General features: G+C 63.3%; 19 protein-coding genes. 2 read left to right on the top strand and 17 right to left on the bottom strand.

All coding sequences use genetic code 11. The annotated features are described in order from the left end of the window. Positions 1-36: 36 nt before the first annotated feature. From AKG11_RS25715 to AKG11_RS25650, 14 genes are all read right to left on the bottom strand, one after another. A complete protein-coding gene (locus tag AKG11_RS25715) occupies positions 37-291 on the bottom strand; it encodes a DUF2171 domain-containing protein (protein WP_024269910.1) in 255 nt (84 codons plus the stop codon). A 368-nt stretch (positions 292-659) separates the two neighbouring features. Continuing rightward, positions 660-941, bottom strand: coding sequence for a chaperone modulator CbpM (locus AKG11_RS25710; protein ID WP_023516772.1), 282 nt, complete (start codon positions 939-941; stop codon positions 660-662). A 2-nt stretch (positions 942-943) separates the two neighbouring features. Further along, the gene (locus AKG11_RS25705) at positions 944-1,846 is read right to left on the bottom strand and encodes a DnaJ C-terminal domain-containing protein (RefSeq protein ID WP_050745980.1); all 903 of its coding nucleotides are present in this window, start codon (positions 1,844-1,846) and stop codon (positions 944-946) included. A 487-nt stretch (positions 1,847-2,333) separates the two neighbouring features. Beyond that, entirely contained in the window at positions 2,334-3,032 is a 699-nt protein-coding gene (locus tag AKG11_RS25700; RefSeq protein WP_050745979.1) for an SDR family NAD(P)-dependent oxidoreductase, read from the bottom strand. 4 nt (positions 3,033-3,036) lie between these two features. Beyond that, positions 3,037-4,491 carry an NAD-dependent succinate-semialdehyde dehydrogenase gene (locus AKG11_RS25695; protein WP_050745978.1) on the bottom strand — a complete coding sequence of 485 codons (1,455 nt, stop codon included), beginning with the start codon at positions 4,489-4,491 and terminating at the stop codon, positions 3,037-3,039. Further along, positions 4,488-5,792, bottom strand: a complete 1,305-nt coding sequence (gabT, locus tag AKG11_RS25690; RefSeq protein WP_050745977.1) for a 4-aminobutyrate--2-oxoglutarate transaminase — start codon at positions 5,790-5,792, stop codon at positions 4,488-4,490. Before gabT ends, AKG11_RS25695 begins: the two co-directional genes overlap by 4 nt. A 96-nt stretch (positions 5,793-5,888) precedes the next feature. Continuing rightward, the gene (locus tag AKG11_RS25685; protein WP_023513745.1) at positions 5,889-6,080 is read right to left on the bottom strand and encodes a hypothetical protein; all 192 of its coding nucleotides are present in this window, start codon (positions 6,078-6,080) and stop codon (positions 5,889-5,891) included. A gap of 4 nt (positions 6,081-6,084) precedes the next feature. Next, positions 6,085-7,782, bottom strand: a complete 1,698-nt coding sequence (locus tag AKG11_RS25680; RefSeq protein WP_050745976.1) for a hydantoinase B/oxoprolinase family protein — start codon at positions 7,780-7,782, stop codon at positions 6,085-6,087. A gap of 11 nt (positions 7,783-7,793) precedes the next feature. Next, positions 7,794-9,824: a hydantoinase/oxoprolinase family protein gene (locus AKG11_RS25675; RefSeq protein ID WP_050745975.1), complete on the bottom strand. Its 2,031-nt coding sequence runs from the start codon at positions 9,822-9,824 to the stop codon at positions 7,794-7,796. A 25-nt stretch (positions 9,825-9,849) separates the two neighbouring features. Continuing rightward, positions 9,850-10,554, bottom strand: coding sequence for a GntR family transcriptional regulator (locus tag AKG11_RS25670; RefSeq protein ID WP_050745974.1), 705 nt, complete (start codon positions 10,552-10,554; stop codon positions 9,850-9,852). Then, positions 10,547-11,605: a branched-chain amino acid ABC transporter permease gene (locus AKG11_RS25665; protein WP_245290214.1), complete on the bottom strand. Its 1,059-nt coding sequence runs from the start codon at positions 11,603-11,605 to the stop codon at positions 10,547-10,549. Before AKG11_RS25665 ends, AKG11_RS25670 begins: the two co-directional genes overlap by 8 nt. Beyond that, the gene (locus tag AKG11_RS25660) at positions 11,605-12,519 is read right to left on the bottom strand and encodes a branched-chain amino acid ABC transporter permease (RefSeq protein ID WP_023514949.1); all 915 of its coding nucleotides are present in this window, start codon (positions 12,517-12,519) and stop codon (positions 11,605-11,607) included. The genes AKG11_RS25665 and AKG11_RS25660 overlap by 1 nt, the downstream gene beginning before the upstream one ends. Positions 12,520-12,531: 12 nt before the next feature. Then, positions 12,532-13,287 carry an ABC transporter ATP-binding protein gene (locus tag AKG11_RS25655; protein WP_050745973.1) on the bottom strand — a complete coding sequence of 252 codons (756 nt, stop codon included), beginning with the start codon at positions 13,285-13,287 and terminating at the stop codon, positions 12,532-12,534. A 96-nt stretch (positions 13,288-13,383) separates the two neighbouring features. After that, positions 13,384-14,580, bottom strand: coding sequence for an ABC transporter substrate-binding protein (locus AKG11_RS25650; RefSeq protein ID WP_050745972.1), 1,197 nt, complete (start codon positions 14,578-14,580; stop codon positions 13,384-13,386). Between the two features lie 163 nt (positions 14,581-14,743). Here AKG11_RS25650 and AKG11_RS25645 point away from each other — a divergent pair, with 163 nt between their 5' ends. Both AKG11_RS25645 and lhgO read left to right on the top strand, forming a co-directional pair. Beyond that, on the top strand, positions 14,744-15,472 hold the full coding sequence (locus AKG11_RS25645) for an ABC transporter ATP-binding protein (protein ID WP_050745971.1): 729 nt from the start codon (positions 14,744-14,746) through the stop codon (positions 15,470-15,472). 87 nt (positions 15,473-15,559) lie between these two features. Then, positions 15,560-16,744, top strand: a complete 1,185-nt coding sequence (gene lhgO, locus AKG11_RS25640) for an L-2-hydroxyglutarate oxidase (RefSeq protein WP_197284021.1) — start codon at positions 15,560-15,562, stop codon at positions 16,742-16,744. Positions 16,745-16,927: 183 nt separating this feature from the next. Here lhgO and AKG11_RS25635 read toward each other — a convergent pair whose 3' ends face one another. The 3 genes from AKG11_RS25635 to AKG11_RS25625 are packed head-to-tail and all read right to left on the bottom strand — an operon-like array spanning position 16,928 to position 20,177. Beyond that, positions 16,928-18,244, bottom strand: a complete 1,317-nt coding sequence (locus AKG11_RS25635) for a M20 family metallopeptidase (protein ID WP_050745969.1) — start codon at positions 18,242-18,244, stop codon at positions 16,928-16,930. A gap of 2 nt (positions 18,245-18,246) precedes the next feature. Continuing rightward, positions 18,247-19,203 (bottom strand): ABC transporter permease, encoded by a 957-nt coding sequence (locus AKG11_RS25630; RefSeq protein WP_050746049.1) that lies wholly within the window; start codon positions 19,201-19,203, stop codon positions 18,247-18,249. Beyond that, entirely contained in the window at positions 19,200-20,177 is a 978-nt protein-coding gene (locus tag AKG11_RS25625; protein WP_050745968.1) for an ABC transporter permease, read from the bottom strand. The genes AKG11_RS25630 and AKG11_RS25625 overlap by 4 nt, the downstream gene beginning before the upstream one ends. Positions 20,178-20,192 lie beyond the last annotated feature (15 nt).

The raw sequence follows: 20,192 nt of genomic DNA, 5'->3' as shown, positions 1-20,192 counted from the left end.
GGGCGTGACCGGAGAAAAAGGCCGCCCCTGAACTGGTCAGAGATCGACTGGGCGGCCGGATTTCTCCTCTTCCAATGTCACCGCGATATCGGCATTGGCCGCCAGCCGCACCTTGTCGCCCTCGACACCCGCCACGAAACCCATCTCGATAAAGTGGTGGTGGCCCTCGTGGCGACCGAAGCTATCGCTCTTCTTGAGCTTGATACGGTTGCCTTCCACACGGTCGACAGTCCCGACGTGCACGCCGTCCGCGCCGATCACTTCCATGTCTTCCTTGACCTTGTCGCTCATGTCCTTCTCCTTTGCTTTGACGCCAATCAGACCATGACGAACTCATCCTGAAGGTAAGGTCGCTCCCGATAGCAAAAATACGCAGGGTAGAGCGTGCCATCGAGAAGCATCAATTCTGCCAGTGGATCTGGTACATAGCGCTGGACCGCCTGTTTCAAAGGGGCACCCCTGACGGAATCCCATCCCTCTCCACCAGCCCGTCGCAGCTGGCGCCCAGGCCCGATCGCGCGCTCCTCCAGCACTTCGAGGCAAGGCATGCAAACTGGATATCGGCGACACCATTCCGGCCGAAAATGCGTCTGCGCCATCCTTGCCGGCGATGAAGATTGCCGCCTGCGCCGACATGGCCAGATCTGCGCGCTTCACCGTCAGACGTCCGGCTTGCCCATTTCGCGCCGCAGCTCATCGAGGGCCCGGCGCATGCCGTGCAGCTGGTCCATGAGATGCAGGATCACGTCGATGCCCGCATCATTCGCACCGATGCCCGACTGTAGTTCGCCGATCAGCCGTGCGCGGGCGACATCGATTTCCCGGAAGCACGGGCCTGATGGTGTCTTCTCCGGCACCAGCCACTCCTGTTCGATCCAAAGTTCCAGCACCGTCACCTGGAGGCCGGAGGTTTTCAGGAATTCCTCTCTGGTCATGACCATGGTCAGCCCTCCTCACGCGGATTGAACGACTTGCCCTTTTCCCAGCCGGCAATGAAGGCTTCAAGCTCGGGATCAGGCGGGTTCGGCAGGACAACCTTCAGCTTGACGAACTGGTCGCCGAAGCCGCCGCCGCGTTTCGGTGCACCCTTGCCCTTCAGCCGGAGCCGCGAGCCGGTATTGGATCCTTTCGGCACGGCCATGACGACGGCGCCGGTGGCGGTCGGAACGCGTACGCGCCCACCAAGCACCGCTTCGCTCAGCGAGATGGGCAGTTCGATCGTGATATCGTCGCCATCGCGGGTAAAGCGGGGATCGGACAGGACCTCAACCTCGATCAAGGCATCGCCCGGACCGCCCGTGCCGAAACCCGGCGCACCCTTGCCCTTGAGCCGGATCGTCTGACCGCTGACGAGGCCTGGCGGGATCTTCACGTCAAGCGTACTGCCGTCCGGCAGGGTGATGCGCCGGGTGGCGCCGGCGATGGAATCGGCGAACCCAATCTCAAGATGGTAGTGCCTGTCCTCGCCGGGGCGGTTCGCCCGAGCCTTCTGCCCACGGCGAAGAAGATCGGCAAAGATGTCGTCGCCGTCCATAAAGTCGGCATAGCCGGAAGCATCCGCGTAGGGATGCTCAGCCTGGGCGCCGGCGTAATCACGGTAGTAGCTCTGGCGCGGAGGTCGCTCGGCGCCGGAGGCATCGATCTCGCCGGCATCGAAGCGCTTGCGCTTGTCGGTGTCGCCGAGGAGATCGTAGGCGCCGGCGACCTCCTTGAATTTTTCCTCCGCCGCCTTGTCACCCGGATTAAGGTCCGGGTGCAGCTTCTTGGCAAGCTTGCGGTAGGTACTCTGTATCTCGGCCGCCGTCGCAGTGGACGACACGCCGAGAACCTCATACGGATTTTTCACGACTGGCTCCGGACATTATTGAACGACACTACCTATATTAGGCCTGTGTTGGATTCCGGCAACGCGGCAACGTAGCCATGCTGCCGGATTTCTTAGAGCGCTCTGGCTTGCCGTCGTCATCGGGATTTTTACGAACGCGGCGCCTACCGTGCCACCCTTGGTTGCCGCAGAGGCAGCCGCACTTGGCAATTGCAGTGTATTGTCGTCCGCGGTGGTGCTTCGAACGGCGATTGGGATCTCGGCTGAGCCGTTCTTCGGGCATCCATGATTTCAATATTCGCTGGCGTAGGGTTCAAGCCGAAAAAGCCTGTGGGCCCACCGCTCCTTGCAGCCTTTTCTTCCAGGAGCTTCCGCTACAAACCGTTGCGGATCCCGTAGGCGACCCCGCCCGCCACCCACGGCAAAGGCAAATCACCTGGCAAGATCTCCAGCGAAGAACCCAACTCTCAGGTCGTGCAAACGCGCAGGATCCGCCTCTCGGAACTTGCTACCAAGCCACGATCTTGTTGTTGAAATCGACAAAATGTACCCCGCCCGTGCCTGCGCGAGCGACCAGGGTCTCGACGATACCAGCCGAACTGGTTTCGATGTCCAAAGGCGCAGCGTCGCCACCCATATCGGTGCGCACCCAGCCGGGCGAAACGGCAAGATAGGTCCGGCCATCGGCGTGGCGGGCGGCAAAGCTCTTCATCAACTGATTGAGGGCCGCCTTGCTGGCGCGGTAGATCTCCCAGGCGCCACCGGCATTGCCGCTGACGCTGCCCATGCTGGACGACATGGCGGCCACCACGCCTGCCGGTTTCACCTGATCGTGCAGTGCGGCGATGACGCGCAGCGGCGCGAGTGCATTGGTGAGCATCACGTCGACGAAGTCCTCGACGGGCGCATCCTCGACGGCTGCAGCCGGATCCCGGGCAATACCGGCATTCATAAAAAGCGCGTCCAGCACTCGCCCGTCGAGTTCGCGTCGCACCCGCGCGATATCGTCGGCGACCATGATATCGAGCATCAGGATCGACAACCGATCCCCGGCCGCCAACGCATCGAGCGCCAAGCGACCGCGAGCGTCGCGCACGGTCGCAACGACGTCCCAGCCCTTGGCAAGAAAGGCTTTCGCCAAGCCCAACCCAAGGCCGCGCGAGGCTCCGACGATCAATGCGACCTTGCGATCCGCTACTTCCGACATCTGGCTATGCCCTCTTCAGCCCGCCAAAGCAGGCATATTTCAGCTCCACATATTCCTCGATACCATATTTGGAGCCTTCGCGACCAAAACCGCTTTCCTTGATACCGCCGAAGGGAGCGAGTTCGGTGGAGATCAGGCCTTCGTTGATGCCGACCATGCCGAATTGCAGCTCTTCGAGCACATGCCAGATGCGGTTGACGTCGCGCGCGTAGAAATACGCCATCAGGCCGTAGCGCGTGTCGTTGGCGAGGCGGATGACTTCGGCTTCGTCCTTGAAGCGGAAGACCGGGGCGACCGGGCCGAAAGCTTCTTCCTGCGCGAGCCGCATCGAGGCCTGCATGCCGCTCAGCACCGTCGGCTCGAACCAGGTGCCGCCGAGTGCATGCGGCTTGCCGCCGGTTTCGACATGGGCGCCATGGCCAACGGCGTCACCGATCAGTTCCGCCACCTTCGTGACGGCCTTGGTATTGATCAGCGGGCCCTGCACCACCTCCGGCGCAGCACCGTCTCCGACCTTCAGCTTCGCGACTTCTTCCGTCAGCTTCGCCACGAAGGCATCATGGATACCGTCCTGCACATAGATGCGGTTGGTGCAGACGCAAGTCTGGCCGGAATTGCGGAACTTTGACGCGATGGCGCCGGCAACGGCGAGGTCAAGGTCGGCGTCGTCGAAGACGATGAAGGGCGCATTGCCGCCGAGCTCCAGCGACAGCTTTTTCAGCGTGTCAGAGCACTGCCGCATCAACAACTTGCCGACGGCGGTTGAACCGGTGAAGGAGAGTTTTCGGATGACCGGATGCTCGCAGAGCAGGCGGCCGATGCCGGCGGCGTCCTTCGACGGCACGATGTTGAGCACGCCGGCGGGAATGCCGGCCTGCCGGGCAAGCTCGACTATCGCGAGCGCTGTCAGCGGCGTTTCCTCGGAGGGTTTGACGACCATGGTGCAGCCGGCGGCAAGCGCTGCCGCCGCCTTGCGGGTGATCATCGCCAGCGGAAAATTCCAGGGCGTAATGGCGGCGCAGACACCGATCGGCTGTTTCAGCACGACAAAACGCCGGTCGCGCCCGGCCGACGGGATGACGTCGCCATAGACGCGTTTCGCCTCTTCGGAAAACCAGTCGACGAAGGAGGCGCCGAAAGCCACCTCGCCCCGCGCCTCATAGAGCGGCTTGCCCTGCTCGGCGGTGATCAGCCGGGCAAGGTCTTCCGTATGGACGGTGATCAGGTCGAACCAGGCGCGCAGCAGCTTGGCCCGTTCTTTGGCCGGGCGCTCACGCCAGTCCACCTGCGCGCGTTCGGCGGCAAGGATCGCGCGCTCGACGTCGGCAGCAGCGAGATCGGCGACGCGGGCGAGAACCTCCCCCGTCGCCGGATTGCGCACTTCGAAGGTCGCGCCCCCATCCGCACCCACCCACTCACCATCGATGAAGGCGCGGTCATGCAGCAGCGCGAGCGTCATTGCCCGGCCTCCACCTTTTCCAGCGCCGCCCGCAGGCTGTCCTTCAGGATGGCGATGCCTTCGTCGAGATGGTCGAAGGGGATCGTCAGCGGTGTCAGCACGCGCACGACATTGCCGTGTACCCCACAGGAAAGCAGCAGCAGGCCCTTTTCGGCGGCGGTATGCGTGATGGCCTTCACCAGCTCCGGCCAGGGCTGGCGCGTCTCGCGATCGCGCACGAACTCGATCGCCACCATGGCGCCAAGGGCGCGCACCTCGCCGATGCAGGCAAACTCGTTGCCCTCCTGCCAGTCTTCGAAGACCGCCTTCAGCCGGCTGCCGACCTCGTTGGCGCGGTCGATTAGTTTCTCCTCCTCGATGATCTCCATCACGGCGAGCGAGGCCGCGCAGGAGAGCGGATTGCCGGCGAAGGTGGAGCCGACACCGCCCATCGGGATCTTGTCCATGATGTCGGCGCGGCCGGTGACGGCGGCGATCGGAAACCCGCCGCCGAGCCCCTTCGCCATGGTGACGATATCGGCGGCAACGCCGGCATGTTCCATCGCGAACATTTTGCCGGTGCGGGCAAAACCCGTCTGGATTTCATCGGCGATCAGCAGGATGCCGTGTTTGTCGCAGATTTCGCGCAGCGTGCGCAGGAAGGTGACGGGCGCCGGATAGAAACCGCCCTCGCCCTGCACCGGCTCAACGAAAATGCCGGCAACGCGGGTCGGATCGACCTCGGAGCGGAAGAAGCGATCAAGGGCCGTCAGCGATTCCTGCTCGGAAATGCCGTGATAGGGAATCGGGAACGGCAGGTGGAAGACGTCAGGCACCAGCGGACCGAAGCCGGCCTTGTAGGGCGTGGTCTTGCCGGTCAGCGTCATCGCCATCAGCGTGCGGCCGTGGAAGGCGCCGGAAAAGGCCACGAAGGCCGAGCGGCCGGTCGCGGCGCGGGCGATCTTGGCAGCGTTCTCGATGGCTTCAGCGCCGGTGGAGACGAGAAACGTCTTCTTCGGGAAATCGCCCGGCACCAGGTCGTTCAGCTTCTCGCAGACCGCGACATAATCGATATAGGGCGTGGTCTGGAACGAGGTGTGCGTGACCTTGTCGAGCTGGTTGCGCACACGCTCGACCACCTTCGGATGGCGGTGGCCGGTGTTGTTGACGGCGATGCCGGCGGCAAAGTCTATGTAGCGCTTGCCCTCGACGTCCCACAGTTCGGCGTTCTCCGCCTTCTCGATATAGACGTCGAGATGTTTCGACAGGCCAGCCGGAATAGCGGCAGCGCGCCGCGCCGTGAAGGCAGCGTTCGTGGACATGGATGTCTCCTTGGACAGTTTGTTATGGCGCGGCGCTATCGCGGCGCTTCAAGTTGGCCGGCCCCATTCTCTCGGACGGGGCCGGCGCATCAATTCCTAGACGGCCGCCTTGGCGCGGCGGGCGTCCCGGGCAAGCTTCCAGTCGACGCATTCCTCGGAGCAATAAATGCTCCCGTCATGCACCTTCTTGCGGGCGGAATCCTCGGCCGAGGCCTCGTAGATCAGCACGCCGCAATTGGCGCATTTCGTGTAGCTTTCGATGTAAAGTCCGTTCAGCGAAAACTTCATGGTCTCAGGCCTCCTGGTAACCGTAGTGTTTCTGGGCGGCCGCCTTGGAGACGTAGCCCTCGCGGACATCCTCTGCCACCGCTGCCGGGTCGCGCTTTGCCGGTTCGCCGTAGCCGCCGCCGCCGGGCGTGACGAGCCGCACGCGGTCGCCGCGGCGGATCGAGACGTTGGAGTAGCGGCTGGTCGAGGCCTTGCCGTAGGCTTCGCGCATCGTCTGCCAGTCCTCGCGGCCGTTCTTCATGACCAGCGTCGCGCCGACGCCGCCTTCCGTACCGCCGTTGAGGCCCCAGGGGGCGAGCAGGTGGCGATCGGTCATCTGCGAGCAGACGATCTCGTCGTTGAGGCACAGCATCTGCTTGGAATAGCCGACGCCGCCGCGGAACTCGCCGGCACCGCCGGCATCGACGTTGAAGGCAAGGCTTTCGATGCGCCAGGGGAAGCGCGTCTCGTAGACTTCGACCGGCGTGATGCGGCAATTGCCGTTGATCGAATCGACGCCGTCATTGCCATCGGCAAAGGCGCGGCCTCCCCAGCCCACCGCTTCGAGGTCGTAGCAGGCGAAATACTCGCCCGTATCCGCATCGACGCCGCCGAAGACGAAGTTGCAGTGCGTCGCCCCTTCCGCCGCCATCACCCGGTTGGGCACGGCCGGCGCCATGGCGCCGAGGATCGTGCCGACGATGCGCGGATGTGTCTCGGTATTGCCGCCGACTTCCGGTGCCGGGAAGTCGACATTGACGATGGTGCCGGGCGGCGCCATCACGCGGATCGGCCGGAAGCAGCCGGAGTTGCGCGGGATGGTCGGGTCGGTCATGTGCAGCACGGCGTTGTAGGCGGCCGAGGTGGCGACGCCGAGCGTGGCGTTGATCGGACCCGAAGCCTGCGGCGAGGAGCCGTGATAGTCGACGATGATCTCACCGCCGCGCTTGTGTACTTCCACGGCGACCGTGTAGGTGCGGTCGGCATCGATGCCGTCGCTCTCGATCGTATCCGAGAAGGCGTAGACGCCGTCGGGGATCGCCTCCAACTCGGCGCGCATGCGGCGTTCCGAATAGAGCAGCAGATCGTTGACGGTCTCCTTGATCTTCTCCTTGCCGTACTTCTTGTAGATCTGCGTCATCTGCTTTTCGCCGAGATCGACGGCGGCGATGAGGGCGCGCAGATCCCCGTAGTTGACGCGCGGTGTGCGCACGTTGGCGAGCAGCAGCTTCCAGACCTCGATATTGTCCTTGCCGCGCTTCTTGATCTTCACCGGCGGAATGCGAAGGCCTTCCTGAAAAATTTCTGTCGCCTCGCCGCAGAAGCCGCCCGGCGCCATGCCGCCGACTTCGGCGATATGGCCGATCGCCACCGCAAAGCCCATGATCTCACCGTCGACGAAGATCGGCTTGAAGAAGGTGTGCTCCGGCGTGTGCAGGCCGCCGCGATAGGGGTCGTTGTGAAGGATGACGTCGCCCTCCTCGATCTCGCCGATCGGGATTTCCTTGAGGCACGACTTGACGAGCAGCGGCATGCCGCCGATCTGCGCCGGGCAATAGTCGGCGACGGCGATCATGTCGCCGTTCATGTCTGCAAGGCCGCAGGTGAAATCGAGCGCCTCGTTGAAGATCGTCGAATAGGACGTCTTCATCAGCACGATCCCCATCTCCTTGCAGAGCGAGACCATGCTGGATTCCAGGATGTTCATCGTAACGAAGTCCATGACGGTACTCCTCAGGCCGAAATGATCAGATTGCCGAGCCGGTCAACGCGGAGCGTCTGTTTCGGCTGCAGGATGGTGACGGACGCGTTTTCCTCGACAATGGCGGGACCGGTGACAGTCTGGCCCTGCTTGAAGGTGCCGCGGTCGTAGGTCTTCACCTCGTGCCAGCCGTCCTCGAAGCGCACCTTGCGGCTGCCGGAAGAGGCAGGCGTGCCCTCGCCCTTTTCGAGCTCCCGCATCTGCGGCTTTTCGGAAACGGCAACGGCCACGACCTTGAGATTGACCGTCTCGATGGTTTCACCCGGGATGGAGAAGCCGAAGCGGTTCTGGTGCTCCTCGTGGAAGCGTTCCCAAAGGCTTGCGATGGTTTCCTCGGTGAATTGGTTGGCAGGAAAACTCAGTTCCAGCTCGTGGTTCTGGCCGAAATAGCGTGCTTCGATGGAACGGTAGATCTCCACCTTCTGCTGGTAGCCCTGGGAAACCAGCTCGGCGATCGCGCCATCCACCAGTTCCGTCATCGCCGCCGTGGCGCGGGCACCGTCGAAATATTTCGAGATCTGCTGCACCGTGCGATGCCGGTCGACGCGGGCGTCCGTCATGATGAAGCCGAAGGCCGAGAACTGGCCGGGATAGTTCGGCACGATGCCCTGCGGAATGCCGGAAATATCCATCAGGTCACAGATATGCACCGGACCCGCGCCGCCCGAAGCGACGAGCGAGAAATCGCGCGGATCGAGACCGCGCTGCAAAAGGACGGCACGCAGCGCGCCCAGCATGTTGTTGTTGGCGATCTGCACCATGGCGAAGGCCGCCGCATCGACCTCAAGGCCGAGCTGGTCGGCGATCTTCTTGACCGCGCGATGTGCCGCCTCGGCATCGAGCTTCATCTTGCCGCCGAGGAAGTAGTCCGGGTTGATGCGGCCGAGCACGACGTTCGCATCGGTCACGGTGGCATTCTCGCCGCCGCGGCCGTAGCAGGCGGGTCCCGGTGCGGCGCCGGCCGATTGCGGGCCCATGCGCAGCATGCCGCCCTTGTCGATCCAGGCAATCGAGCCGCCGCCGGCGCCGATCGTGTGGATGTCGATCATCGGGATTTGGATCGGCAGGCCCCATTCGATCTCGAAATTGGTCGTTACATGCTCCATGCCGTCGACGACGGTCGAGCAATCCGTCGAGGTGCCGCCCATGTCGAAGGTGACGAGGTTCTTGATGCCTGTCAGTTCGGAGAGAACGCGGGTGGCGACGACGGCGCCGGTCGGGCCGGAGAGCGTCATCTGCACCGGCGCTTCGGCAGCCCCCTTCAGGGTGGATTCACCGCCGTTCGACTTAATCACGCCGATCCTGTCGCCGATGCCGATGGCGTCGAGGCGCTTCTGCATGCGGTGGAAATTGTCGGAGACGATGGGCTTCAGGTAGGCGTCGGCGATGGTGGTCGAAGCGCGGTCGTATTCCTTCCACTTCGGCAGCACCTCGTAGGAAATCGAGATCGGCATGCCGGGCAGTTCTTCCGCAAGGATATCGCGGATGCGCTGCTCGTGGCTCGGGTCGATATAGGAGAACAGGGTGCAAATGGCGATGGCTTCGATCGTGCCGTCCGCCTTGATCGTCGCGGCGAGTTCGCGGACAGCGGCTTCGTCAAGCGGCGTGACCTGCTCGCCCTTGGCGCTGAAACGGCCGCCGATCTCGTAGGTGTCGGCGCGCTTCATCAGCGGCTTGGTCTTGATCCAGGTGATGTCGTAGTGGCTGCGGCGGTCGCCGCGCTGGATGAAGGGAACATCGCGAAAGCCTGTCGTGGTGACATAGGCGACCTTGGCGCCGCAGCGCGTCAGGAGTGCGTTGGTGGCGATCGTCGTGCCGAGGCGGATCTTGTCGACACTGGCGACGTCTTCCACCTGCCCGAGGCCTTGGAGCACGCCTTCGATCGGTTCGGAGGGCGTCGTCAGGTTCTTCCAGTTTTCGATTGTGCCCGTTGCCGCATCGTAGGAGACGAAGTCGGTGAACGTCCCCCCGATGTCGATGCCGATGATTTTGTTGTCAGGCATTGTTCCCTCTTTTCTCATGGATGGATCAGGACGAGCGGGGTTTTTCCCGCTCGTAAGCTTCAAGCAGATGGCGCCAGGAATCGCGGATGTGATCGCGGATGGCGTCCATCGCCTTTTCGGGATTGCGGCTGCGCAGCGCCTCGACGACCGGCCAGTGATCGACCGCCGCCGCCATCTGGCTCTCGAACTGGCGCTCGGCGATGGTGATCAGCATCTGCACTTCGGCCTGGATGTTGGTGAAGGCGTGCAGCGTCTGGCGGTTCTTCGAGAGCTTGCAGATCTCGAGATGGAAGGCGAGGTCGTTTTCGACGAGGGCGATTTCGTCATTCGTGTTGGCCGCCGCAATCATGGCGTCGACGAAGCCGGCGATGCGGTTGATGTCGGCATCCGTCATCTGCGGCAGCGCCTGCTCCACGGCAAAACGCTCGACCACGACGCGGAAGGAAAAGATCTCGTCGATATCGTTGCGCAGGAAGGTGCGCACGAAGGTACCCTTGCGGGGGACCGCGACGAGCAGGCCGCGCTCTTCCAGCCGGCGGATCGCCTCGCGGATGGGATTGCGGCTGATACCGAGCTGGCGGGCCAGCTCCGCCTCGTTGATGCGTTGGCCGGGCTGAAGACGACCGAAGATCAGTTCGCGCACGAGAAAGGTCGAAACCTGGTCGGAGAGCATGCGGTTGTCGATGATGCCGACCGGTTCGTCCGTATTGAAGAGGAGGTTGTTAGCCATTGATGAGCCCTTTCTCGCGTTTTTCCTGCCCCGGCAGGGTCATTTCTCGCCCTGCCATGATTCCGTCTTTGCGGAAGACCAGTATCAACAGCATAAAGGCCGCGATGATAAGCTCCTGCGTGCCCGCCGGCAGCGACCACTGCTCGCCGCCGATCGAAATCCCGCCTTCAAGCCGACGAAAGATATCGACCATCGCCGTGATGACGACGACGCCGACCACTGCGCCGGCCAGGCTACCCATGCCGCCGACGATGAGCATGGCGAGCGCCAGGAAGGTGAAGCTCAGGAAGAAACTGTTGATCGAGACAGTTCCGAGATAGTGGGCCTGCAACACCCCGCCGAGGCCGACGAGGAAGCCGGACAGCGTGAAGGCGATCAGCCGCGACCAGTAGAGCGATATGCCGGCGGCGGCGGCCGCGACCTCATCTTCGCGCGTCGCCCGGATGGCGAGGCCAAAGGCGGAGACCTGGTAGAGGTAGGCGATGACGATGGCGACGACGGCGCAGCCGAGCGCCAGCCAGGCCGTGACATAGGTCGGCAGGCCGACGATCGAAGCAGACCCCATCGTGACGCTGTCCCAGTTGGAATAGACGACGTTCAGGATGAACAGCACGGCGAGCGTGGAGATCGAGGCGGCGAGGCCGGTGAGCCGCATGATGACGAGGCCGGTGAGGAAGGCGGCACCGCCGGCAAGCAGCACCGAGACCACGGCGGACGGCAGGAGCGGAATGCTCTGGTCGCGCAGGAACGGCGGCAGACCGGACATGGTGATGGGCTTCAGCATCTCGCAGCACGTCTGCCACGCCGAGGCATAGGCGGCGATCGCCATGAAGGTGGCGTGGCCGAAGGAGATGATGCCGGAATTGCCGACGAAGACGTAGAGCCCGACGACGATGACAATGCTGATCAGCATTTCGATGACGGTGCGCTGGATGGAGAGGCCCCCGAACTGGCCTGTCACCACCACGATGATCGCAAGCGGTAAGACGAGGGCAAGCACCGGAAACCAGAAGCGGCCGATCGTTGCGAAGGACATGGTATCGCTCTTCATTACACGCGCTCCTTCGCGGCGCTGGTGACGATAAGGCCCTGCGGGCGCACGAGGAGGATCAGGATGACCATCATGAACACGCCTGCATCACGGAAGGGGCGCAGATCGGCCGGGAGATAGGTTTGCAGGAGCACGCTGGCGACGCCGACAAGGAACCCGCCGAGTGCCGCGCCCGGCAAGGAGCCCATGCCGCCGATGACGGTGGCGAAGAAGGCGTAGACGACGGGCATCAGGCCCATGCGCAAGTCGAGCGTGCCCGTCTGGATCGTCAGGAGCAGCGAGACGGCGCCGCCGAGCAGGCCGGAAATGGCGAAGGCAAGTGCGATCACCCGGTTTGCCGGCATGCCGAGCAGGCGGGCCATCTGGAAATTTTCCGCCGCCGCCCGCATCTGGATGCCGAGCGGCGTCTTCTTGAGGAAGAGCACGAGCGCGACGAGCAGGCCGGCGGTGACGACCATGGTGAGGAGCTGGATGCCAGGAACGCGCACGCCGCCAATCTCCACCGCATTGGCCAAGCCCTGCCCGATGCCGACCGATTTCGGCCGGCCGGTGTGGATGAGCATGACGAGGTTCTGCAGGAAATAGCTGACGGCGAAGGAGGAGATCAGCAGCGTCGACGGATTGGAATTGCGCAACGGCCGGAAGGCGACGCGCTCGGTGAGGAGCGCCAGCACGACGACCACGAACAGCACACCTCCGATCATCAGCGCTGCGGGCAGCGCACCAAGCAGCAGCGGCGGTGTGACGCTCGCCGTCGGCACGACCAGCGCATAGGCGCCGATGGTGATGTAGTCGGCCTGGGCGAAATTGACGAGCCGCATGACGCCGAAGACGAGGCCGATCGCCAGGGCGACGAGGGCATAGAGGCTGCCCAGCGCGATGGCATCGACGAGAACCTGAACGATATTGGCCATGGCGTCCTGTTCCTAGATCGCAAGCGTGCTGTCTGTCGCCTTCTCGCCCAGATAGGCGCGGCGGACGGCGGGGTTTTTCTGGATGTCCTGGGGCGAGCCCTCGGCGAGGCTCTGGCCGCCGTCGAGCACATGGATGCGCTGGCACACGCCCATGATCACCTTCATATTGTGTTCGATCAGCAGCACGCCGCAGCCGAAGCGCGCCGGCAGCTCGGCAATCACCTCCATCAGCGCCTCGCATTCCGCGTCGTTCATGCCGGAGGCCGGCTCGTCGAGCAGCGCGAAGGACGGCTGCAAGGCGAGCGCCCGGGCGATGCTGACACGGCGCTCATCGCCATAGGAAAGGCTGTCGCAGCGGTGCTCGGCCTTTTTCGCAAGGCCCATCCAGTCGAGGATTTCGCGCGCCCGCTCTAGGGCCGCCTTGCGTGAAAGCCCGCTGCCGATCGCGGCGACCGAAAGGTTCTGCTCCACCGTCATCGCCCGAAAGAGACGCGCCGCCTGGAAACTGCGGCCGACACCGGCCTGGGCGATCTTGCGGGCGGTGAGCTTGGAAACGTCGATGCCGTCGAGGCTGATGCTGCCGCTGGTCGGGCGCTGGAAGCCGCTCAGGACATTGACCATGGTCGTCTTGCCGGCGCCGTTCGGGCCGATCAGGCCGAGCACTTCGCCGCGCCGGATCTCCAGGTCGACCCCGCTCAAGGCCCGGATGCCGCCAAAGGCGACGGCAACGCCGCGGGCTTCCAGCCGTTCTTTCGATGGACGTGACATATCGGGCGAGACCTATTCGTAAGCTCGGCTATGAATTTGCTTGGAGATTTTGGTGCCGTCGGCTGCACCGCCATGCAGCCGACGGATCGCTGCCGGTTACTGACCGACGCGGAACAGGAGCTTCATGTCCGGCTTGAACGAATTCCGGTAGACTTCCACGGCGCGGAAGGAGTCGTTCTCGACCTTCATGATCAGCCAGGGACGGTCGACCTGGATATGAAGCTGATCGGTGAAGGATGTCGGGCCGGCGGTGAACGGCTGGTCCTTGAAGGTGTTCATGACGCCGACCACGGCTTCGGACTCGGTCGTCTTCGCCTGCTCGACCGCATAGGCCCACTGTTCGATGAGGCTATAGCCCAGAACCGAATAGGAGGAGACCGGCGGCTCGCCGTAACGCGCCTTGTGGCTTTCGAGGAACGTGTTCATTTCCGGCCGCGGGTCGTCGCCGTAGAGCGACATGAAGGCGGGCAGGTAGAAATCCTTGAGGCCTGGCACGGCGTTCAGCCAGTAATTGTCGACCATCGCCGTGTTGGCAAGGATCGGCAGATCGATGCCGGCAGCGCGAAGCTGGCGCACGGCCGAAGCCCCGCCCGGCGTGAATGAGCAGACGAAGACCGCATCTGGCTGCGTTGCCAGGCCCTTGAGACGGGTGATCTGCGAGGCGATCGACGGGTCGTCGTTCTTGAACGTGTCGTTGCCGAGGATCGTTTCCTCGCCGCCGCCGGCCGCCCAGGCCGCGCGGAAACCGGCACAGGCCGACTTGTTGTATTCGATCGTCAGGTCTTCCAGCACGTAGACCGACTTCAGGTTCATCTTCTTCTGGCCGTATTCGGCAATGGCGATGCCTTCCGATTGCGCCGCGCTGTTGGCGGTGAAGGCGAGCGGGCCAACGCCCTGCACGCCCATCTTCGGATCGGCCGCGCACAGGCTAAAGGCGATCTTGCCCGCCTGTTTGGCGGCAAGCGCCGCCGGTGCGCCGAAATCGTAGTCGCAGGAGACGACCAGCATATCGATGCCGCCATCGACGAGTTGCGCGCCGACGGTTGCGGCGCGGGCCTGCTCCGTCTTGGTGTCCATGACGGAATATTCGATCTGGCGACCCAGGAGGCCGCCGGCCTTGTTAATTTCCTCGATCTTCATGACGGCGGCCTTGAAAGGCGCGCTGTCATAGTTCGAAAGCCAGCCGGATTCCGCGATGGCAAAGCCGATCTTGATCGGCTCTTCGGCCTGAACGCTGGTCACCGGCAACAGGAGGGCGATTGCGGCCGAGGCGGCCACAGCAACAGATTTCATCGTCGTTCCCCTTCAGCCGTGGCGTTGCCCGGCCTGATTTTTTGCACATAGTCCTCTGTGGACAGAAGACAGAATGCGGGTTAGATTTTTTTTGTCAACGGCAAAAAACGGTGTGGTCCTGCGATTTCCATCCGAGATCACAACCGCGCCAAAGGGGAACGACATGCTTGAAATCCGCGGCCTCACCGCCGGCTACGGCCGGCTTGCTGCCTTGAAATCCGTCGATCTTGAGGTTCGAAAGGACGAGATCGTCTTCGTCGTCGGCCCCAACGGGGCCGGCAAGTCCACGCTTCTGAAGACGATTTCCGGACTCATGGCGCCGACCGGCGGCACGCTTACCTTCAGGGGCGAAAGCGTATCCGGCCAGCCGCCGGAAAAACTGTGCCGCAAGGGGCTCGCACTCGTGCCAGAGGGTCGGAGCATTTTCCGCACTTTGACGGTGCAGGAGAACCTCTTGCTCGGTGGTATGATCCGCAAGGACAAGGCAGAAGCGGCGGTCGACCTGGAACGTGTGCTCACCATTTTCCCGATTCTGAGGAACCGCTATCGCGGCATTGCCGGCCATCTGTCTGGCGGTGAACAGCAGCAGCTCGCCATTGCACGCGCCATTCTGCAACGGCCCTCACTGATGATGATCGACGAGCCATCGCTTGGCCTCGCCCCCCTCGTCATCGATCAGGTCTACGACAGCCTGCGCCAGCTCAATGCCGACGGCTTGACGCTTCTCGTCGTCGAACAATCCACCGCCCGCATTCTCGACCTTGCTTCGCGCATCTATGTGCTGCGCAATGGGCATGTGGCGCTGGAGGGGACGGCAAGCGATCTTGCAGACGGCCACGCGTTGGAAGAAGCTTACTTCGGCTACAGCAATCACGAAGCAGCACGCGGATAGGCAGGCGGACGCTTCGTTTACACCCAATTCCAGGCAGGAAATTGCGACGCGCTTTCGCGAAAAACTGCCTCAAGGACACGACATATGATCTTCGACTACTGCATTGTCGGCGGCGGCATCGTTGGATTGGCAACGGCAATGCGCCTTCTCGAAAACAAGCCGGGCAGCAGCCTCATCCTCATCGAAAAGGAGGACGCGCTCGGCAAGCATCAGACCGGCCACAACAGCGGCGTCATCCACGCCGGCATCTACTATCCGCCCGGCAGTCTCAAGGCGGAACTTTGCCGCAAGGGCGCTGAAGCCACCAAGGCCTTCTGCAGCGAAAACGGCATCCGGTTTGAGGTCTGCGGAAAGCTGCTCGTCGCCACCTCCGATCTTGAGATACAGCGCATGGACGCTCTTTATGAGCGATCAAAGCAGAACACGATCGAGGTGCATCGCGTCAGCGAAGGCGAATTGCGGGAGCGCGAACCGCATATTCGCGGTCGCGGGGCGCTCTTCGTCCCTTCGACCGGGATCGTCAGCTATGCCGAGGTCTGCCAGGCGATGGGACGGCGCATCAAGGCACTCGGCGGCAATATCCGCCTTTCGACACGCATCACGGGCATCCGCGAAACGATCGATGTCGTTGATATCACCTCCGACGGGCAGACATGGCAGGCGAAGAAACTGGTCGCCTGCGCCGGCCTGCAATCAGATCGGCTTGCGGTGCTTGCCGGCCTTCCGATCGAGCACCGCATCGTGCCGTTTCGGGGGGAATACTTTCGCCTGCCTGCCGACAAGAACGACATCGTCCGCCACCTCATTTACCCCGTCCCGGATCCCGATTTGCCCTTCCTCGGCGTGCATCTCACACGCATGATCGACGGCAGCGTGACGGTCGGGCCCAATGCCGTCATCGGTTTCGCGCGCGAGGGCTACCCGCGCCTTTCCATCAACCTTGCCGACATGGCCGACTACGCCTTGTTCCCCGGCTTCTGGAAAACCGTGTTCGCCAACCGGAAATCGGCCGTGACGGAACTGCGCAACTCGCTCTGGAAACCGGGCTATCTGGCGGAGTGCAGAAAATACTGCCCGAGCCTGACGCTTTCGGACCTTCTGCCCTACGAAGCCGGCATACGTGCCCAGGCCGTGCGCAAGGACGGCACGCTCATTCACGACTTCCTCTTCGCGGAAACGGACCGCATGCTGCACGTCTGCAATGCTCCCTCACCCGCAGCCACCTCGGCCATCCCGATTGCGGAGATGATCGTGGGCCGGCTTGGAAACTAGGCAAGGCCTGGTCGATGCGGCCTTGAAAAGGCCGGAACGGCAGGCTGCCGAACGGGAACGAGCAAAGGAGTGCCCTCGCTCCGACAACGGGACGGGGGCACATTGAACATGTCGCATTTTCCGGGCGGCCATGGGAAGCACTCGCAAATTGCGGACCGGAAGCGGACTTCGGGGGAATGCCCGTCAGTTGCACCATTTTTGAACGGCAAGGGCGATCGCCTTGGTGCAGTCGACAAGGTCGCGCACGGAGACACGTTCATTCGGCTGGTGCGCCTGCGCCGGGTCGCCAGGACCGAAATTTACCGTCGGCGTGTTGCCGAGCCCTGTCGGAAGACCGATGTCGCTGTGGGCGCCGAAACCTGACAGAACCGGTGACAGATCGGCAGTCGCGACCGCCTCCTGGAAGATCGAGACGAATGGGCTGTCGGCCGGGATTTCCGCACAATCGGCATCGAGGATCCACTCGACACGGGCGGGATGCTCCCGCAGATAGGGGTCGGCCTGGCAGACATGGCGGACGTGCTCCTCGATCTCGCGCTTCACGTGACCGCCGAGACCGAATTCGTCCTTCTCGCTCGGCAGGTATTGCGCGTCGATGATGATCTCGGCACGGCCGGCCATCGAGGACGGGTGTTCGCCAGCACTCATCTGCGTGACGATGATCTGGTTCGGCAGGTCCATCAGCGGGTGGTTCTTCTTCGGGTCGAACATCCAACGACGGTTCAGGATATCGATACCGTCGAGCATTTGGCGGCAGAGTTGCACGGCATCGACCGGTCCGCTCGTATACCAGGCATTCGGCGTCAGCTCGGCATGGCCACCGATCCCATCGATGATGATCCTGCCCCAGAGAATACCATGGCAAAGCGGCGCGATGCGGTTTGCCGTCGGCTCGGTCATGATGCCGGCATCAGCCTTGAAACCACGATCGACCATCGCAAGTGAGCCCATGCCGCCGATCTCCTCGTCCACCACCGTGGTGAAGACGACATCGCCTTTCAGCTCAAGTCCCATTTCCTTGAGAATTTCGACCGCCATCAGCATGCAGGCGACGCCGCCCTTCATGTCGACGGTGCCGCGGCCGTGCAGGAAGCCATCCTTCAAGACGGGCGTGAACGGATCGGTTGTCCAATGCTCGGCCGCACCCGGCGGCACAACGTCGATATGCCCGGTCAGCATGATCGAGCGACCACCACCGGTTCCCTTCAGAACGCCGCCGAGATTCGGACGCCCCTCGAAGGTACGGCCCTTGTTGGCGCCGGGGCGCCCCTGGTACTTGGCATAGAGCGCCGGGCCGTCCGGGTCCCAGAGGTCGGTCGCAAAGCCGAGTGCCTCCAGCCGCTTCTGCAGATAGAGCTGGCAGTCGCGCTCACCAGGTCCCGCCTCCTTTGGGTTCGACTTCACGATCGACGCGAAGGAGACGAGATCGCTCAGTGTCCTGACGATGCGCTCTTCGGCGGCCTCGACGCGATCGGCGATCTGCTGTTCGATGGATGACATGCTTAACTCCAGCGTTTTGAAAGGCGGTCGACCAGCAGCACGGCGATCAGGAGTGCCCCGACGATGCCGACCTGCCAGACGGTGTTGACGTTGAGTTGCAGAAGCCCGGTCTTCAGCGTGACAAGCAGGATCACCGCGGCGATAACCCCGCCGACCCCGCCCACGCCACCGGTGATGGCGACACCGCCCAGCATGACGGCCGTCAGCGATTCAAGCTCCAGGTTCTGCCCAATATTGGGTCGCGCACTTCCGAGCCAGGCGAGAGAAACCAACCCCGCCACCCCCCCGAGGAAGCCGCTCAGGCCGTAGACGAGGAGACGGGCGCGATCGACGGGAATGCCGACGAGGCGCGCCGATCGCTCGTTGAAGCCCATGGCGAACAGCCACCGCCCCCAGGCGCTGTAGAGCAGCAGCACCGCGGCGATTGCGAAGACGGGCAAGACCAGCGTGACGAAGGGCATCGGCAGCGTGAACACCATGCCGCGGCCCCAGGGAAGCAGCCAGGCAGGTACGCCGGCTTGCGCCGCCCCTCCGGTCAGCGCAAGCGCGAGGCCGGAATAGACAAAGAGTGTGCCGAGCGTCGCAATCAGCGGCAGGATCCTCAGGCGGGTGACGAGAAAGCCGTTCACCAGGCCAAGCAGCAGGCCGGTGACGACGCAGGCGACCGGCAGAAACACCGGTGGCAGCCCCGCCTTGACCGCGAGCATGGCGAGCACGACCGACAGTGAGACGATACCGCCGACCGACAAGTCGATACCGGCACCGCCAGCAAGGATGACAAGGCACTGGCCGAGCGAAACGAGCGCCAGGATGGTGGAGAACTGCAGGACCGTCGTTACCGTGGACGCGCTGAACATCGTCGGCTTGAGGGCCGCAAAAAACACGATGACGATGACCCAAAGAACGGTGAGCAGAAGGATGATACGGCTGGAGGCGGCCGGTTTGAGAAGGCTCTTCATCGCGGCATCCACTTCGTCTTCATCTCGCCGAGGCGCGACACCGGCACCTCAAGCGCAAGCACACCGATCAGCAGCGCGCCGGTCACAACCGGTTGCCAGAGCGAAGGCACGCCGACCAGCAGAAGGCCGTTCTGCAGGACACGCAGTAGGATGACACCGAGCGCCGTGCCAAGAAGACTGCAGCGCCCACCCAGGATGCTCGTACCGCCGAGTACGACGGCCGCGATGGCGTCGAGCGCCAGTGTGCTGCCGATAGCCATTTCGACGTTCCGGTAATTGGCCACGTAGAAACTGGCGGCAAGGCCCGTCAGCACGCCACTGACCACGAAGGTGGCGACCCTGACCTTGTTCACCGGCACGCCCGACAGACGCGCCTTCTCTTCGGCATTGCCGATCGAGAGCAGATGGGGCCCATAGGCGGTGCGCCGCAGTGCCAGCCAGACCGCAAGATAGGCGAGCCCGATGACGAAGACAGAGAGTGGGATGCCGAACAACGCCCTCGACAGCAGCTCCGTCAGGCCCGCAGGCAGGCCGGACAACCACTGGCCACCGAGAAGCACGAAGACCCCCATGCGGTAAACGCCGAGCAAGCCGAGTGTGCCGACGATGGCCGGCACACGGCCGAGGACGACGACGAGCGCCGTCACCATGCCGAGGCCTGCGCCTGTCACCGGGCCGACCAGCAAGGCCAGCGCCGGCGCCACCGACGCCAGCAGGGCATGGGAGACAGCGATGGCGGCAAGCCCCATGAGGATGCCGATCGACACGTCGATACTTCCCATCGCGAGCAGCAGGGTCATGCCAAGACCAGCCAGCATCAGCTCTGTACTGTTGCGGACGATGGTCGCTGCATTGCCTGCCGTCGCGAAGTAGGGCGAGGCGACAGAAAAGACGATCGAGGCGAGAATGACGGCACCGAGCAGCGCCCATTCACGTCCGCCGATGGCGAAAAGACGGAGACTTGACGGTCGCATCGCAGAAACGACCCG

The sequence above is a fragment of the Shinella sp. SUS2 genome (genome assembly GCF_001262505.1).
Classification (GTDB): Bacteria; Pseudomonadota; Alphaproteobacteria; order Rhizobiales; family Rhizobiaceae; genus Shinella.
Note: the sequence above shows the minus strand (reverse complement) of the source record. Positions and strands in the feature narration are given on the sequence as shown.

Coding starts and splice junctions, on each gene's coding strand:
- AKG11_RS25665 (WP_245290214.1), bottom strand. CDS start 11,605: ATGAAGAGCGATACCATGTCCTTCGCAACGATCGGCCGCTTCTGGTTT.
- AKG11_RS25675 (WP_050745975.1), bottom strand. CDS start 9,824: ATGCCTGACAACAAAATCATCGGCATCGACATCGGGGGGACGTTCACC.
- AKG11_RS25680 (WP_050745976.1), bottom strand. CDS start 7,782: ATGGACTTCGTTACGATGAACATCCTGGAATCCAGCATGGTCTCGCTC.
- AKG11_RS25645 (WP_050745971.1), top strand. CDS start 14,744: ATGCTTGAAATCCGCGGCCTCACCGCCGGCTACGGCCGGCTTGCTGCC.
- AKG11_RS25655 (WP_050745973.1), bottom strand. CDS start 13,287: ATGTCACGTCCATCGAAAGAACGGCTGGAAGCCCGCGGCGTTGCCGTC.
- AKG11_RS25635 (WP_050745969.1), bottom strand. CDS start 18,244: ATGTCATCCATCGAACAGCAGATCGCCGATCGCGTCGAGGCCGCCGAA.
- AKG11_RS25685 (WP_023513745.1), bottom strand. CDS start 6,080: ATGAAGTTTTCGCTGAACGGACTTTACATCGAAAGCTACACGAAATGC.
- AKG11_RS25715 (WP_024269910.1), bottom strand. CDS start 291: ATGAGCGACAAGGTCAAGGAAGACATGGAAGTGATCGGCGCGGACGGC.
- AKG11_RS25630 (WP_050746049.1), bottom strand. CDS start 19,203: ATGAAGAGCCTTCTCAAACCGGCCGCCTCCAGCCGTATCATCCTTCTG.
- AKG11_RS25700 (WP_050745979.1), bottom strand. CDS start 3,032: ATGTCGGAAGTAGCGGATCGCAAGGTCGCATTGATCGTCGGAGCCTCG.
- AKG11_RS25660 (WP_023514949.1), bottom strand. CDS start 12,519: ATGGCCAATATCGTTCAGGTTCTCGTCGATGCCATCGCGCTGGGCAGC.
- AKG11_RS25625 (WP_050745968.1), bottom strand. CDS start 20,177: ATGCGACCGTCAAGTCTCCGTCTTTTCGCCATCGGCGGACGTGAATGG.
- AKG11_RS25695 (WP_050745978.1), bottom strand. CDS start 4,491: ATGACGCTCGCGCTGCTGCATGACCGCGCCTTCATCGATGGTGAGTGG.
- gabT (WP_050745977.1), bottom strand. CDS start 5,792: ATGTCCACGAACGCTGCCTTCACGGCGCGGCGCGCTGCCGCTATTCCG.
- AKG11_RS25710 (WP_023516772.1), bottom strand. CDS start 941: ATGGTCATGACCAGAGAGGAATTCCTGAAAACCTCCGGCCTCCAGGTG.
- AKG11_RS25650 (WP_050745972.1), bottom strand. CDS start 14,580: ATGAAATCTGTTGCTGTGGCCGCCTCGGCCGCAATCGCCCTCCTGTTG.
- AKG11_RS25670 (WP_050745974.1), bottom strand. CDS start 10,554: ATGGCTAACAACCTCCTCTTCAATACGGACGAACCGGTCGGCATCATC.